The sequence below is a fragment of the Saprospiraceae bacterium genome (assembly GCA_016713025.1).
In the GTDB taxonomy this organism is placed as follows: Bacteria; Bacteroidota; Bacteroidia; order Chitinophagales; family Saprospiraceae; genus OLB9.
The window spans coordinates 679,190-695,620 of record JADJPZ010000004.1; the positions used below are offsets into that span (position 1 = coordinate 679,190).

A 16,431-nucleotide genomic window follows, 5' to 3' on the forward strand; every position below is an offset into this window, starting at 1 on the left:
ATTGTTATAAAAAATTTAAAAGAATAAGGAACCATGTCAAAACAAAAGCTTCTACAAATAGCCATTGAAAAATTACAAATGCAGAAATTTGGTTTTTCATTGTATGATGTAGGCATTAAGGGCACTTCATACAGAGATGACGTAGGAAATGAGTATATCTTTCATGGTATAAATTACCAAAAGGAAGTTGAATCAAATGTTATATTTTACTTTAGATTGGGGGTGATATTTGATAAAAATAAATATTTCTTTAAAGATAGTATTGTACCACAAATCCACTTTGATAAAGTTTATAAAATACTAGCACACAGCAAGATCAAACCACTACTTCATTCTATCTGGTTTAAACACATATCATATGAGGTGGACGCCCATCCTGCATTTGAAAAATTTTATAATGAAGCCATGGCCCCCATCTCCGCCATCAATTTCCGCACAGAGACCGGTGGCATCGACGAGGCGCAGTTGGACAAGGCTATAGGCATGCTGCATGAGGTCATGGAGCGGGAGGTGCTGCCCTTCTTTGATGCCGTCTCCACCATCGAAGCCGTCAATCGGGATATCATCGATAAATATCCGGATGATTTTGATAGATTTATTACTAATCCAGCACCAATTAAGCAAGCTATTTTATTGAAACTAGGCAATAATCCAAATTATGAATCATTTAAAAATGCCTACATAGAAAAATTCAAAAAAACTGCTGAGACGATGCCAAATCCATTTCAAAAATTATATATGCTATTTAAAAATGTAGAAATCGAACTCGAAAAAGCAGAAAACGACCCGCACTACTTTGACGCTGAGATACCCGAAGATATCCCTGACTCGCTAAAGCCCAACGGGGCACAATTTCTTGCCACCTTACAGCGCAAATCTCCCAAAAAGGCCGTCAAAAAGACAGACTACTCAGGGACAGGCTTCACTGCAGCAGAGCTCGACACCATCGTAGGGATGGGATTTGATCCCACGGTACTCAATGTAGTCAACTACTACAAATCAGGGCTGATGTACAGTGCATCGTCAGACAGTCAGGGTGATGCCTATCCCGATCTTGAGATAGAGGGCATTAGTTTTGATACCTTTGATCGCGATGTCAGTGGTGTGTGCGATTTTTTCAATGAGCGGATCTCGGATCATGGCTATCGTGCCTGGGTCACAAGGTGGCCAGATGCAGATCAAGGCCCTGTCATCACCATCCTGCGCGATCGGGATGATATGACCATCCTCCGCTATCAGTACACCAATGGAGCCAACTATAGCCTCGGTCCCAATGAGATCATCGCCAGACTCACAGAGTGGCGACAAAGGTATGGTATAGGTGTATTCGGTGCCGGCTACGACTGGGTAGCATTTTCTGTGCGCAAGATACCGGCAGACCTCGATGCCTTTGTCGAGGAGCTGATCGCTTTCTGTCCCGACTATCTCGAGCAGGACTTCTACTCACCTGATGGCAGAGACCAGAGTATCAGAGACATCAAGGAGTCTATCACCTTTCTCCGTATGGTTAGGCTTTGGTGGGATTGATGGGGAAATAAAAAAATTGGAAAACCGTATTCATTATTAAATATGTAAAAAAATGAGTAGAATATATAGCACTTTTCAAGCTTCAAATAGTAGCTTATTTTGGCGGTTCGTACCTTTAGGGAATGAGGGTAAAGATGGGCTTTTACAATAAACTTAAAGTCTGTAAACAATTTGTATAAATTTTATGTATAATATCTTGCTTTGATTATATTTTAAAAATTTAAACAAACTTTCAAATTAATTTTATAATGCTTAGTTGTACTATAAAAATCCATAAAGATTTTTACTTTTGCGCTCCGAAAAAATAAAACAATAAAATTTATGAGGACTAAACTTTCGCAGTTTAAGTTTGATTTGCCTGAAAACCTTGTTGCTCAGTACCCATCTGAAGAGAGAGATCAATCCCGGCTGATGGTGGTAGATCGCAAGACCGGCAAGATAGAACACAAAACATTCAGAGATATACTTGACTATTTTGACGATGGAGATGTAATGATATTCAACAATACCAAGGTATTTCCAGCAAGAATGTATGGTAAAAAGGAAAAAACAGGCGCCAAAATAGAAGTTTTTCTGCTGCGGGAACTAAATTCAGATGCCAAATTGTGGGATGTACTTGTAGATCCGGCGAGGAAAATAAGAGTAGGCAATAAGCTTTATTTTGCAGATGAAAAGGGCAATGATATCCTTGTAGCTGAGGTAGTGGACAATACAACTTCCAGAGGGAGGACCATACGGTTTTTCTTTGATGGCAACGATGAGCAGTTCAGAGACGCACTCAAATTACTTGGAAGTATGCCTTTACCTAAATACATCACCAGACCACCCGAAGAACTTGATTTAGATCGGTACCAAACAGTGTATGCAAAAGAAACCGGTGCAGTAGCAGCGCCTACAGCGGGTCTTCATTTCTCAAGAGATCTCTTGAAAAGACTTGAGATCAAAGGCACGGACCTTGCGGAAGTAACATTACATGTGGGTTTAGGAACTTTCAGAAGTATCGATGTGGAGGATCTTTCAAAGCATAAGATGGATGCTGAGTACTCTAGTGTGCCGGAAAAAGCAGCCGATATAGTAAACAAGGCAAAAGAAAAAAATAAAAGAATATGTGCAGTAGGGACAACTTCAATGCGTACCATTGAGTCTTCAGTTTCTGCGACTGGACTATTAAAACCAACTGAAGGGTGGACAAACTTGTTTATATATCCGCCTTATGATTTTAGTATTGCCAATAGTATGATTACAAATTTCCATTTGCCCAAAACAAGTTTGATCATCATGGTGGCAGCTTTTGGTGGATTTGACCTGATCATGGAAGCATACAATGAAGCCGTTAAAGAAAAATACCGGTTTTTTAGCTATGGCGATGCCATGTTGATCATTTAAGAAAATATTTTTAAATTTTCGGAACTTTTGCAATTTTCTTAGAGTTTATCAAGTTTATTAGAAATAATATTTATTATTAACCATTGACTTAATTTAAAAGTTTGTATGTACTGGACATTAGAATTAGCCCACAATCTTGAAGAAGCTCCCTGGCCGGCAACCAGAGATGAATTGATCGACTATGCCATCAGATCTGGTGCTCCTCTTGAAGTGATTGAAAACTTACAGGAACTTGAGGACGAGTTTGAGATTTATGAAACTATGGAAGATATCTGGCCGGATTACCCCAGAAAGGATGATTTTCTCTTTAATGAAGAAGAGTATTGATGCTTTAGAAATTGAAGTCGACTCCTTTTCATAAGGATATAAAATTTAAGATAAAAGTTCTGCTAATGGCAAATTAAGCAGGACTTTTTTATTTTTGCACCATAATCCGTCGTATAATTGAATCCTTCTCAACCTAAGAGTAATATTGTGATAGCTATAGATGGCTATTCATCATGCGGAAAGTCAACTTTAGCAAAACAGCTTGCGAGATCACTTAAGTTTGTGTTTATTGACACCGGTGCCATGTATCGGGCGGTGACATTGTATTTTATTAATAACAATATTGATATTTCAGATCTGATAGAAGTCAACAAAGCACTTGATGATATCCACATCAAATTCCAAAATATCAAAGTACTGAATACGACCTTTCTCAACGGTGAAAACGTAGAGTCTGAAATAAGATCTTTGCAAGTTTCAGGGTTTGTTTCTGAAGTAGCTGCCATCAGTGAAGTGAGAAGGAAATTGGTTTCACTGCAAAGAGAAATGGCGAAATCAGCAAATGTGGTGATGGATGGAAGGGACATTGGTACCGTTGTTTTCCCAAATGCAACGATCAAATTTTTTATTACAGCTGATCCAATAGTCAGGGCTCAAAGGAGATACAATGAAATGTTGTCGAAAAATCAGCAGGCAGATCTTCATGAAGTGATATCCAACCTCCGGCACAGAGATACAATAGATACTACCAGAGAAGATAGTCCGCTTCAGCAGGCAGACGATGCGCACCTCCTTGACAATACTGACCTCACTATTGATGAACAATTCGAATGTGCTTTAGATATCATTCGTAAAGAAGTAGATTTGACGGGGATTTACAAGCATTAATTGTAAAAATATCCAATTCTATCGATTTTTAAAAACAATTAATAACAAATAACTAATTTATACGTTACAAATTAATATGATACTATTTTTTAACAAAAACATCAATAATATTAACTTATGAGAAACCTTTTAATCATTTTTGTTTTGCTTGCCGGATTTCAGTATTGTTTCGCACAGCCTGTACCCATGGATCCGGATATCAGGTACGGAAAGTTGTCCAATGGCATGACTTATTACATCCGACACAACAAAGAACCAAAAGAACGTGCAAGCTTTTATATCATTCAGGACGTAGGTGCAGTACTGGAAGAAGATGATCAGGATGGATTGGCACATTTTCTGGAGCACATGGCCTTCAATGGGACAAAACATTTTCCCGGCAAGGGCATCATCAAAACTTTGGAAAGGCATGGAGTGGCATTTGGTCGTAATATCAATGCTTATACCAGTAATGATGAGACAGTTTATAATCTTAGTGAAGTGCCTATCAAAAATCCCGGACTGCTGGATACATGTCTGTTGATACTCAATGACTGGTCAGATTATCTGTTATTGACAAATGAAGAAATTGATGCTGAACGGGGTGTTATTTCCGAAGAATGGCGTACGCGTAGAAATGCGGGATTCAGATTGCGAGAAAAGTATTTTCCTGTATTGCTGAAGGACTCAAAATTTGCACAGCGCGATGTGATTGGAAAACTTGATGTCATTAAAAACTTCAAACCTGAAACTTTAAAACAATTTTATAAAGACTGGTACAGGACTGACCTTCAGGCCATAGCTATAGTAGGTGATATTGATGTCAATGAGGTAGAAAAAAAGGTAATAGATTTATTAGGAAAAATACCGGCTGAACCATCTCCTAAAGAAAGAAAGAGGTACGATATTCCATACCACAAAGAGTCATTGTACACAAAGGCCACTGATCCTGAGGCTACAGCAAATTCTCTTAATATATACGTAAAACACAAAGGCACTGATCCTAAAAATAAAGACCTGAAGTATTACAGAGAGCTTTTTGTCAATCAGATTTTTAATAGAATGATGGGAGACAGAATCAATGAACTCTTACAAAAAGGCGAACCTCCTTTTATCACAGGTAGTATAGGTTATGGAGGTTTTATAGGTGATAACGATGTATTCAGCTTAGGCATAAGTGCTCACTCAAAGAAAATGGATTCTGGGCTGAAAGCTATTTATACTGAAGCATTGCGCGTATACCAGCATGGATTCACCGAGGGAGAACTTGAAAGGACCAAAAATACTATTCTAACTCAGACGGAATCACAGTGGAAACAAAAAGATAAAATACCCAATGATCAATATTGCAGAGCTATAGTTCAGCATTATTTGGACAATAGCCCTCTTGAATCCATTGATCAGGAATGGGATCTGACTCAAAAAATATTGCCAACGATTACTTTAGATTATGTATCAAGTAAAATACGACAGTGGTTAAAACCTGATAACAGGGTGGTAGTCATCACTGGACCTGACTCAGAAGCAGAGCATTTACTCACAGAGGAAAAGGTTCTTTCAGTAATGGCTGAAGTTGAAAAATCTAAAATTGATCCTTATGAAGACAAAGCAGTAGCTTCATCTTTGATACATAAAGACCTTAAAGGTTCAAAAATAGTTAAAACAAAAAATTTACCACAATTCAATGCCAAAGAATGGACTCTGGCAAATAATGCAAAAGTGATATATAGGAAAGCAGATTTTCAGAAAGACAACATTTCTATATTAGCAAAGAGTAACGGTGGATTTTCGTTATATGGTCCATCTGCGTTACCTTCAGCCATGCTTATGTCTCAATTTATTCCACAATTTGGGGTTGGTGATTTTGATGCTGTTGCACTGAAAAAAATGCTTTCAGGAAAAAAAGCATCCATCAATTCTATGGTAACGGAATTGGGTGAAGTCTTGTCTGGGTCATCCACTCCAAAAGATGTTGAAACCATGATGCAATTGTTGTATTTACAATTTGAACAGCCCCGATTTGATACCGATGCTTATTCAGCTTTGGTGAAAAGATTTGAACCTTTTATTAAAAATATGAACAAAAATCCTCAGAAAATTATGAGTGATTCGCTGAGCCTCATCATGTCCAATTACTCAGACAGAACATTTGTGATGGATAAAAGCACCATTCAGAAAGCAAATGTTGCAGAAATGGAGCGTATATACAGGGATAGATTTCAGGATGCCGGGGATTTTACATTTTTTATCGTGGGCAATATTGAAGAAAATGATGTGAAACCCTTGGTGGAAAAGTACATAGGCTCTTTGACAGATCAAACGAGGAAAGAACAATGGAAAAATAACAAAGTCGGCATGCCAAAAGGTAAAACTGAAAAAGAGATTAAAATTCCATTGCAAACTGCAAAAGCAAATGTCGTTGTCGCATATAGCGCAGCATCCAAGTACACACCACAAAGCAATCTGTACATGGACATCATAGAATCAGTGCTGAACTTAAGGTTTACAGAAGAAATCAGAGAAAAAGAAGGGGGAACCTACGGTGTCAGCGTGAGGTCTGGTGCATCTGCACGACCTGAAGCAAAAAAATCTCTTCAGATGAACTTCGATACAGACCCCGCAAAAGCTGAACACTTGAGATCCATCGTCTATAGGGAAATAAATAAACTGGCATCTACAGGTCCTACAAAGGAAGAACTTGAAAAAGCTGTCAAAAATCTCCAGAAAGAAAGGGAAGAAGCCAAACCCAACAATAGTTATTGGATGAATACTTTGGTAGAATTTTATGAAAATAAAATTGATAACAATAATCCTAAAAATTATGAAGACATTCTTAAAAGTGCAACTGTTAACAGTGTCAGAGATTTTGCAAAGACATTTTTTGCCAAACCTGATATTGTGGATGTAATCTTTAAACCATTAAAATAAGGTAATAATAAGATCACCAGGCTGGAAAAATACCATGCAATAGAAAACTAGCACACTTACAGATACACAACAGAGAGGTTGTCGAAATGGCAGCCTCTCTTTTTTTTTGGCCGGCATGAGTAATGACCTACAATGTTTACAAAATAGATTATTTATAGAATAAATTTGATTTGAAGATTGTAGCGTTTTAATCTATGGGTATTTAGAAACGGGAATTAAACTATCAATATCTAGCAATATCTGTATTTGTGTGAAGTTAATCCAAAAAATAGCATTCTTTATCTACAAAAGTTATACTTTTGGAACTGAATTTAACTTTTAAAGCATTTATAAAATGAATCCATCATCAGATATGTTTAAAAAAATAAAATCACTGTTTATCGTAGAAGATCCGAATTCTGTTAATAATCAGCCTGAATCAGGACAAACAGAAAAGCAAGGATTACCTGCTGAAGTAACTCAAGCAAAAGAAAATGATTTTCAAGCAACTTCATCACGTACCAACGGAACATCCGATCCTAAATTTGTAGAACTTTTGTTAAAAGCAATTGAATCAAGCAATATGGAAGGATTTGATTATCTGGAATATAAAAATTCACTTAAATCAATTGAAAGTGTGATTCCTGATGAGAACGTACGGTATAAGTCGGCTTTCGAAATGGCCAAAACTATGGGGCTTACTAAAGCTAAACTGATAGAGAGCGCCAATCACTACCTTAGTGTTCTTAAGAGTGAGGAAAGCAAATTTAAAGAAGCATTGAATAATCAGAAAACTAAACAAATTCAAGGTAGAGCTGATCAATTAAAATCAGTTGAAAAAGCTATCGAAGATAAAAAGAAAATGATTGAACAACTTACTAAGGAAATTGAATCTTCAACTGCTCAATTGGATACAGTAAAAAAGGACATCAACGATGCTGTATTAAAAATAGAAACGACAAATGATCAGTTTCATGCTTCATATTCTCTGGTATATGGCCAAATTCAGGAAGATGTCAGCAAAATCACAGCTCATATACAATAAAAAAGTAACAGAACAACTTTATTAGAATCGATTGCAAATTAATTTAATTGAAATTTATATATTTGGGGTTTAATTTTTTTAGATGACAGAACAAAAACAAAAATCATTTTGGTCAAGACCTGAAGGGGTGACAGGAGCTTTATTTCTTGCAGCACTTATTTTTGGTGTGGGTTATATCACTTTGGCCAGTTTAGGTGCTTTATTATCATTTGTGGCTACTACCATGGGCTCATTTATTTCTCTCATGGTTTTAGGTACGATTATTTTTATGGCTCTTGACGGGAAAACCAGAACCCTTATCAGTTATATGTTTAAGAGCACGATGAGGTGGTTGACAGGTTTGTTTGTCAACATTGATCCCATAGGAATATTAAAGTCCTATGTGGAAGATCTCAAGTCCAATCTTACAAAAATGAACAGGCAAATTGCACAATTGCGTGGTCAAATGCACAAGCTTCAGGAAATCATTCTCAACAATAAAAAGGAAATAGATACCAACCTTAGCATGGCGAGCGAAGCTGCTCAAGCCAACAAGCAAGCGCATGTCTTGCTCAAGAGCAGAAAAGCGGGTCGTTTGCAGGATTCGAATGTAAAGCTGGAAGATTTGTATAGAAAAATGGAAGTACTCTATCGGGTACTGGCCAAAATGTATGAAAATTCAGAAATTCTGGTGGAAGATGTTCAGGATCAGGTAATGGTCAAAGATCAGGAGAGAAAGGCTATCATGGCATCCAACTCTGCTATGAAATCGGCTATGTCAGTGATCAAAGGTGATCCGGACAAAAAAGCGATGTTTGATGCCGCTTTAGAATCCATTGCAGATGACGTGAGTCAGAAAGTGGGAGAGATGGAAAGATTTATGGAAGTTTCGCAGAGCTTTATGCAGTCTATAGATCTTCAGAATGGCGTTTTTGAAGAAGAAGGATTGAGAATGCTTGAAAAATGGGAAAATGAAAGTGTGTCACTCTTACTTGGTGGTGAGAAAGAAAGTCTGATACTTAAGTCAAATGACGAAAATGAAGTATTAGACCTCAATGCACCCATCAAACAACCTGAAAAAGTTGGTAGAGTAAACCAATACGATAATTTATTTGAATAATTAATCTTAAACTTTTTTTTAAAATGGCAACAAGACTCACAGGTTTTTCAAAATTAGTAATCACCCTTCTCATACTTGCAGCATTATTTTTTGGTGGCAGATATCTGCTTCAGAATACTAAAATGGGACAGGATATCAAAAAGCAAGCAGAACAAGCAGCTGCTGACCAAGGTGATAAAAGTAATTCGGGATCTACTCCGTCATCTACTTCAGGTCCTAGAGACCCCAATACCTTGAGGGTTCAATTGGTATCTTGGGGAGGATATGCTCCCGGGCTTTATTTTAATGAAGGTGTATTGGCCAATGAACAATCCAGATTTTTTAAAGAATATGGCTTTAAAGTAGATTTTAAACTCGAAAATGATTTGCTAAATGCCATGAACGCCTGGATGGGAGGAGAATATGATGTCCTGGTACAGACAGCTGATGCATTCCCACTCTACACCGCTCCTGATGATATCAATGCATTCAAACCTCAGGCTTTTATGCAGGTAGACTGGTCAAGAGGTGGAGATGCTGTCATCGTAAAGCGTGGTATTAATACGGCCAACGATCTCAAAGGTAAAAAAATCGCTGTGGCGGTACCATCTCCTGCTCAGACTTTGCTTAATAATACATTGGAAGCTGCAGGTCTTAAGTATTCAGATGTGACAATTATTAAAACATCTGACAACCTTAAAGCAGCGGAATTATTTAGAACCAAAGATGTAGATGCAGCGGTTGTCTGGAGTCCGGATGATCAGTTGGCCACGGCGGATGTACCTGGATCAAAAATTCTGCTCACCACTGTCCAGCAATCCCACATTATTGCTGATATCATGTTTGCAAGTGAAAAGACCATTAAGGAAAAGAGAAATATGATTCATGGATTCTATGAAGGATGGATGAAAGGTGTTGCAGAATTGAATGCCAGCAAAACAAACCATGCAAAAGCAGCAAAATATGTTGGTGAATTAGTAGGATTGACTCCGGATGATGGCCTTGGTATGATGAGTACAGTGTATTGGACAGGACATGGTGATAATATCAACTTTTTTGGTTTGAATTCTGCATATAAAGGTGTCAAGGGACAGGATTTGTATGAAAAAATGTCTAAAAAATTTGTTGAAACCGGCGATTCGCCAAAAGAAGCACCTTCATGGAGATCTGCTATTTACACAGGTGCTATCACATCTGCTCAAGCAAATCTTGCAGGTGCTGCATATGAAGCTGAAAAATCCAAGACTTTTGCCCCTGCAACTAAAGCAGAAGTGACAGCTCCGGCTATTGCATCCAAACCAGTAAGTATCAATTTCCCTTCAGGTAAGTTTTTATTGGATGAAAATGCAAAAACCATCATCGACATACAATTTGCAGAATTAGCAAAAACATTTGCCAATGTGAAAGTAAGAGTGGAAGGTAATACTGATAACGTAGGTAGCGCAGCCGGAAATAAGGCACTATCAGAGAAAAGAGCAAAATCAGTGGCTGATTATCTGAAATCACAATATGGCATGGACGCCAATAGATTTGTTATAGTAGGAAACGGACCTATAAACCAGTACCCGGATGTGAAGCCAATGCAGATGATGCTTGTAAAGCTAAAAACAGAAGAACAGAGTTTCAGCTTATAGGTGGGTAGGACCATTGGCTGACATATTTCTGATCTACCTGTTTTATTTAATAATTTTATAAAAAAGCGAATTCACTTTTTAGGAGTTGATTCGCTTTTTTATTTTTCATTTTTTGGTAAATACATTTATCTTTGTAAATAAATACAGTTCCATGGCGACAATAAGTAAAGTAGGGTATTCTGAAACTACAAAACTCAGACGGAGGTCAGCGCTCAAAGACCATACTTTGGAGTATTATCTACAACGCGAAGAAAAAGCAAAATATAAAAGTGAATATTATAATGGGAAAATAGTCAAAATGGCAGGAGCAACATCTAATCATAATCAAATTTCTGCGCAAATTACTTCTTCATTAATTACTAGAATTAAACTTCTGTCAAACAAGTTTAAAGTATATAACAGCGATCAAAAAGTGTATATCCCATCCAGGAACTCAGTACTTTATCCTGATGCACTTGTTATTGCTGACAGACCTGAATTTTGGCAGGGTAGAAAAGATATTATCACCAATCCGTTGGTAGTAGTTGAGGTTTTGTCTCCTTCAACGCATTCTTTGGATGCTTTTCAAAAATTTCATTTGTATCAGGAATTGCCATCGTTCAAAGAGTATATCATTGTATCCCAGACTGGAGTTGCCATAGAACAATGGTATCGAAAAGACATAAATACTTGGGTTAAATCAGAAATGAATTCACCTGACCAACAGCTGAAAATTTATTCACTTTCTATTGATATTCCACTTTCTGAGATTTATGATGATGTAGAATTTGAGTAATCGTTTAAAAAATAAAATAAGAAATGACAAGTTCATGGCTATTTAAGCTTAGAGGGGACCTGAATAAAAATCAGAAGATGATACTGGCCATAGGTGGTATCATCTTTTTTATTTTCATTTGGGCACTATTGACTATGGGTAAGACTCCGGCGATACCAAGGGCTATTTTTCCGGATCCGCTCAGAGTTTTTCATGCTTTCGGAGAGCTGTATACTAATAATGAGTTGATAATGAACCTATGCAGGTCTATTGGTTTAAATTTGGGTGGCTACATCAAAGCAATCTTATATGCTATCCCTGTTGGATTTATCATCGGATTGGTACCACTATTTAGAGGAGCTTTTCAGCGTATGGTAGATGCCGTCAGATTTTTACCTTTGACAGCCTTGACAGGACTGTTTATCATATGGTTCGGCATATATGCAGAACAAAAGATCAATTTTCTGGCTTTCGGTATTTTTATTTACTTATTGCCCATCGTTATACAGCGTATAGATGAAGTCGATGATGTATATCTGAAAACCGTGCATACACTCGGAGCGGGCTACTGGCAAACCATCAAAACTGTGTATTTTCCTGCTGTGATTTCCCGCCTATCTGATGATATCAGAATTCTGACTGCGATTTCATGGACCTACATCATAGTGGCTGAAACTTCTGCTGATCAGGGCGGTATTGGTTCATTGATATATAGGGCCGGACAGCGATTGGGTAGGGTAGACATTACTATAGCCTGCCTCATTGTCATCATGTTGATCGGAATATTTCAGGATAAGGTCTTTTCGTACCTGGATCGAAAATTTTTTCCATACAAATATCAGATCAAAGATAGTTATGATGGAAGAAATAGCCTCAAGACAATCAGTGCTTTTGATGCCGTATTTGATTATGTCATAGCTTTATCCACCTGGATTTTTCTTGGTATTTATTTATTATTTATGTTTAATGAATGGTCGCCTTTTTTAGGTGGGGCCAAGCCTTTGAGTTATCTTTTCGGTGATGCACTATGGACCATAGATGTCATTTTTGTCCTGATTTTGGGTTACCAATTGTATCATTTGTACCAAAAAATATTTGTAAAATCATGAGTGGATTTCAGTTTGAAGATAAGGCAAGCTTGGATAATATCATAGAGCTGAAGAGCATAGGTCAGTCCTATGATGGCGGACAAAACTGGATCATCAAGGATTTTAACCTAATAGTTGAGGATAAACCGGCCCAAGGCCAATTTGTCGTCCTTTTAGGTATGTCAGGTAGTGGCAAATCTACGGTACTGAGATATATTTCCGGATTGCAGAATCCTACAGAAGGGCAAGTGCTGGTCAAAGGCAAACCTGTTGATCAGCATACACACATCAGTATGGTATTCCAGCAATACTCGTCATTGCCTTGGATGACTGTTCTCGATAATGTGGGTTTGGCTTTACAATATCAGGGTATATCCAAAAAAGATAGAGATGCCAGAGCCATGGAACTCATACAGTTGGTTGGGCTGGATGGCCATGAAAAAAAATACGCCATGTATCCAACACTTTCCGGCGGTCAGTTGCAGCGAGTAGCCATAGCGAGAAGTATACTTGCAAATCCTGAAATATTATTGATGGATGAGCCATTTGGAGCCCTGGATATCAAGACCAGGATACAAATGCAAGACTTACTTCTTCAACTTTGGGAAAAATTTCATTCTACAGTGATTTTTGTTACTCATGATATTTCGGAGGCCGTATATCTCGGTGATGATATATATATAATGAAATATGCCCCATCCAAAATAGTTGAACATATTCACATTGACCTGCCACTGCATCGTACGCGTGATACTAAAAGAGATACTCATTTTACCCAATTAGTGCATCATGTGGAGGATACTATGATGAAAGTCAGCAGTGAAAAATAATAGCGAGGTTTAAAAATTAGACCCTAATAGTACAATTATTATTTTTTTGGAAAAAATGAGGTAATCCTGATAAAAGTAAGTTTAATTTTTGTTTTTGGATAATAAATTAACAAATTTTATTGCTAAAGAATAAACTTTAAATATGCTCTAAATTCAGGGTATTGTATATGAATATTTGATATATTAAATTTTGCAATATACCATAAAAGTCCTATCTTTACAATTTATTTGAATAACCTGATTATCTCAGTATAATGAAACATTTCCTTCTTCTTACCTTCGTGTTCCTGATTTTAGTCAATGTTGCTTTCGGTCAGAATATAGAAGGGAGGCTATTGGACAATGTTTCTGGGGAGCCCATCGTGGGAGCAGAATTTATGTTGAGGAAGACGAACAATTCAGTTTATTCAAATGCTTCTGGGAAGTTTAAATTTAATGAAATAAAACCAAATTATTATGTGCTGGAGATAAAGGTAAATGACATAGTTATCAAAAGTATTGAAATCACACATCTTTCTACAGGAACCAACCTTGGAGATATTTCAGTTACAGTCAGTAATACCCAGTCAATCAATGATATTTCAGTCATTGATATTTCTGATCTGGCATCTATCGAAAATGAAAATGATAATTTTTCAAGTGCTCTTTCAGCAGGCCGGGATCCATTTATTGATGCTACAACTTTCAATTTAATAGCCGGAAGGTTTCGGCCACGCGGATATTTTAATGAAGACGCAGAAATGATCATGAATGGTATGTTGATGAATGATCAGGATGATGGAAGAGTGCTCTGGACCGCCTGGAATGGGCTTAATGATGTGATGCGCAACAGGACAAATGTTGTAAATCTGTCTGAAAGTGACCTGACTTTTGGAGGTATAGGAGGAGCATCCATTATCGATCTGAGAGCATCAAGCCAACGAGATGAAAAAAAAATCACCTATGCCAACTCTAACAGGACTTTTCAGCACAGGTTAATGGCGACCTATAGTACTGGTTTGATGAAGAATGGATGGGCTATTGCTGCAACAGCATCTCATACTTATGGTACTCAGGGCTACATAAAAGGAACCCATATGCAGGGCAACAGTTATTTTTTGTCAATCGATAGAAAACTAAACGATAATCATGTGCTTAATTTTGTAGTATTTGGTTCTCCGCAGAGAAGGGGGAGATCTACCGGATCAGTTCAGGAAATGTATGATATTTCAGGTGATAATTTTTATAATCCCAATTGGGGTTTTCAAAATGGAGAAGTGAGAAGTGCCAGAGAATACCGAATTCATCAACCTGTATCAATACTGAGACACGACTGGAAAATAAGTAATAATACTAAAGTCATGACTAGTATTGGTGTTCAGACAGGCAGATATGGCAGTACACGATTAGATTGGTTTGATGCGCCTGACCCCAGACCAGATTATTACAGAAGATTGCCCAGTTACGCCACTGTACCGGAGACCAAAAGCCAAATTACAGAGTTTTTAAAGGCCAATGAAGGTAATAGACAAATTAACTGGCAAGCATTGTACGATGCAAATGCTACAAGAAATTATACTATTGAAAATGCAGACGGTATTGCCGGTAATAACTTAAATGGAAAATTGGCTGCTTACATCATGGAGTCGGAAAATTATGACAATCAAAAAATTAATTTCAATTCCGTAATAAATTCCCAAATAAGTGATAAAATCAACTTTGCCGGCGGTGTTCAATATTTGAATGAAAAAGTACATTATTACAGAAGAGTAGAGGACTTACTTGGGGCTGACTTTTATATCGACTTTAACAGATTTGCTTTAAGAGATTTTCCTGACAATAAGGACGCCGGTCAAAATGACATCAATCGCCCAAATCGTATTCTGAAAAAGGGTGATACATTTGGACATGATTATGATATTCACACCAATCGTGCATCTGCTTGGGGGCAATTGATTTATGTTACCCCAAAGTTCGATTTTATGACGGGACTGATGTTGACTCATCAATCATTTTATAGAGAAGGATTTACTAAAACAGGCATATTCCCTGATAATTCTTTTGGTAAGTCCGAGAAGAATAATTTTTTCAATTCAGCATTAAAAGGTGGCATTACATATAAAATTGATGGAAGAAACTACCTGACTTTAAATGGAACATACAGAACACGCGCACCTTTTGCCAGTGAGAGTTTTGTTTCGCCTCGCGTGAGAGATCAAGTCGTAAGTGATCTGAAGAATGAGCAGATCACTTCAGCAGATATTTCTTATCTCGCACGCTATACAAAACTAAAAGCGAGGGTGAGTGCATTTTATACGGATTTCAGAAATAAAATAAGTAATGACGTGTTTTATCATGAAGATTTCCGGACTTTTGTAAATTACATCATGACTGGAATAGATAGGAAACACACTGGTCTTGAGATAGGTATGGAGTACAACCTTACTTCCAAAATTTCGCTTTCCGCTGCAGGTGCTCTGGGAGAATACTTTCATTCCGGCAGACCTGTTGCTACCATTTCCAGGGATAATAGTGCTGCTGATTTTGTGACAGACAGGACCATTTTTATCGATAATTATTATTTCAGCGGGACACCCCAAACAGCCGGTACCGTAGGTATTACTTACCGAAGTACTAAGTTTTGGTTTTTTGACATCAACGTAAATGGTTTCAGCAAAAATTATCTTTCTTTTAATCCTGACAGGCGAACAGCAGAAGCAGTTAAGACGATCAATCCTACTGAACAAAACGAATTGTACCAATCGGTGATTCAACAGGAAAAGTTGCCGGATGGGATCACTGTGGACTTCTCAATGGGAAAGTCATTAAAACTTAAAGACGGTTCTTACCTTCGAATCAATCTCAATGCCGGCAACATTTTGAATAATACAAAATTTATATCCGGTGGATTTGAACAGTTGAGATTTGATTATGAAACAAAAAATGTCAACAGATTTCCCCCAAGATATTTTTATTCCTACGGGCTCAATTATAATCTTAATATTTCTTACACATTCGCGAGATAAAATATTTCTTGTTAGACAAAAAGCATAATCGTGATGCATCCAA

General features: G+C 37.3%; 12 protein-coding genes. All 12 read left to right on the forward strand.

Annotated features, from left to right (window positions below):
* The first annotated feature begins 33 nt into the window (after nt 1-33).
* Complete coding sequence (locus tag IPK35_09260) at nt 34-1,527, forward strand: DUF4253 domain-containing protein (GenBank protein ID MBK8053443.1); 1,494 nt, start codon at nt 34-36, stop codon at nt 1,525-1,527.
* Between the two features lie 321 nt (nt 1,528-1,848).
* Nucleotides 1,849-2,913 carry a tRNA preQ1(34) S-adenosylmethionine ribosyltransferase-isomerase QueA gene (gene queA / locus IPK35_09265; GenBank protein MBK8053444.1) on the forward strand — a complete coding sequence of 355 codons (1,065 nt, stop codon included), beginning with the start codon at nt 1,849-1,851 and terminating at the stop codon, nt 2,911-2,913.
* A gap of 105 nt (nt 2,914-3,018) precedes the next feature.
* Nucleotides 3,019-3,240, forward strand: a complete 222-nt coding sequence (locus tag IPK35_09270) for a DUF2795 domain-containing protein (protein ID MBK8053445.1) — start codon at nt 3,019-3,021, stop codon at nt 3,238-3,240.
* A 117-nt stretch (nt 3,241-3,357) separates the two neighbouring features.
* Nucleotides 3,358-4,068 carry a (d)CMP kinase gene (locus IPK35_09275; GenBank protein ID MBK8053446.1) on the forward strand — a complete coding sequence of 237 codons (711 nt, stop codon included), beginning with the start codon at nt 3,358-3,360 and terminating at the stop codon, nt 4,066-4,068.
* A gap of 117 nt (nt 4,069-4,185) precedes the next feature.
* Nucleotides 4,186-6,975: an insulinase family protein gene (locus IPK35_09280; GenBank protein MBK8053447.1), complete on the forward strand. Its 2,790-nt coding sequence runs from the start codon at nt 4,186-4,188 to the stop codon at nt 6,973-6,975.
* A 334-nt stretch (nt 6,976-7,309) separates the two neighbouring features.
* Nucleotides 7,310-7,999 (forward strand): hypothetical protein, encoded by a 690-nt coding sequence (locus IPK35_09285; GenBank protein ID MBK8053448.1) that lies wholly within the window; start codon nt 7,310-7,312, stop codon nt 7,997-7,999.
* 82 nt (nt 8,000-8,081) lie between these two features.
* Nucleotides 8,082-9,098 carry a hypothetical protein gene (locus IPK35_09290; protein MBK8053449.1) on the forward strand — a complete coding sequence of 339 codons (1,017 nt, stop codon included), beginning with the start codon at nt 8,082-8,084 and terminating at the stop codon, nt 9,096-9,098.
* Between the two features lie 23 nt (nt 9,099-9,121).
* Nucleotides 9,122-10,711, forward strand: a complete 1,590-nt coding sequence (locus tag IPK35_09295) for an OmpA family protein (GenBank protein MBK8053450.1) — start codon at nt 9,122-9,124, stop codon at nt 10,709-10,711.
* Nucleotides 10,712-10,862: 151 nt separating this feature from the next.
* Nucleotides 10,863-11,486, forward strand: coding sequence for a Uma2 family endonuclease (locus IPK35_09300; protein ID MBK8053451.1), 624 nt, complete (start codon nt 10,863-10,865; stop codon nt 11,484-11,486).
* Nucleotides 11,487-11,509: 23 nt separating this feature from the next.
* Entirely contained in the window at nt 11,510-12,574 is a 1,065-nt protein-coding gene (locus IPK35_09305) for an ABC transporter permease subunit (protein ID MBK8053452.1), read from the forward strand.
* The gene (locus IPK35_09310) at nt 12,571-13,383 is read left to right on the forward strand and encodes an ABC transporter ATP-binding protein (GenBank protein MBK8053453.1); all 813 of its coding nucleotides are present in this window, start codon (nt 12,571-12,573) and stop codon (nt 13,381-13,383) included. Before IPK35_09305 ends, IPK35_09310 begins: the two co-directional genes overlap by 4 nt.
* Before the next feature lie 254 nt (nt 13,384-13,637).
* Complete coding sequence (locus IPK35_09315; protein MBK8053454.1) at nt 13,638-16,388, forward strand: TonB-dependent receptor; 2,751 nt, start codon at nt 13,638-13,640, stop codon at nt 16,386-16,388.
* Nucleotides 16,389-16,431: the final 43 nt, after the last annotated feature.

Coding starts and splice junctions, on each gene's coding strand:
- IPK35_09280 (MBK8053447.1), top strand. CDS start 4,186: ATGAGAAACCTTTTAATCATTTTTGTTTTGCTTGCCGGATTTCAGTAT.
- IPK35_09315 (MBK8053454.1), top strand. CDS start 13,638: ATGAAACATTTCCTTCTTCTTACCTTCGTGTTCCTGATTTTAGTCAAT.
- queA (MBK8053444.1), top strand. CDS start 1,849: ATGAGGACTAAACTTTCGCAGTTTAAGTTTGATTTGCCTGAAAACCTT.
- IPK35_09295 (MBK8053450.1), top strand. CDS start 9,122: ATGGCAACAAGACTCACAGGTTTTTCAAAATTAGTAATCACCCTTCTC.
- IPK35_09305 (MBK8053452.1), top strand. CDS start 11,510: ATGACAAGTTCATGGCTATTTAAGCTTAGAGGGGACCTGAATAAAAAT.
- IPK35_09300 (MBK8053451.1), top strand. CDS start 10,863: ATGGCGACAATAAGTAAAGTAGGGTATTCTGAAACTACAAAACTCAGA.
- IPK35_09310 (MBK8053453.1), top strand. CDS start 12,571: ATGAGTGGATTTCAGTTTGAAGATAAGGCAAGCTTGGATAATATCATA.
- IPK35_09290 (MBK8053449.1), top strand. CDS start 8,082: ATGACAGAACAAAAACAAAAATCATTTTGGTCAAGACCTGAAGGGGTG.
- IPK35_09260 (MBK8053443.1), top strand. CDS start 34: ATGTCAAAACAAAAGCTTCTACAAATAGCCATTGAAAAATTACAAATG.
- IPK35_09285 (MBK8053448.1), top strand. CDS start 7,310: ATGAATCCATCATCAGATATGTTTAAAAAAATAAAATCACTGTTTATC.
- IPK35_09270 (MBK8053445.1), top strand. CDS start 3,019: ATGTACTGGACATTAGAATTAGCCCACAATCTTGAAGAAGCTCCCTGG.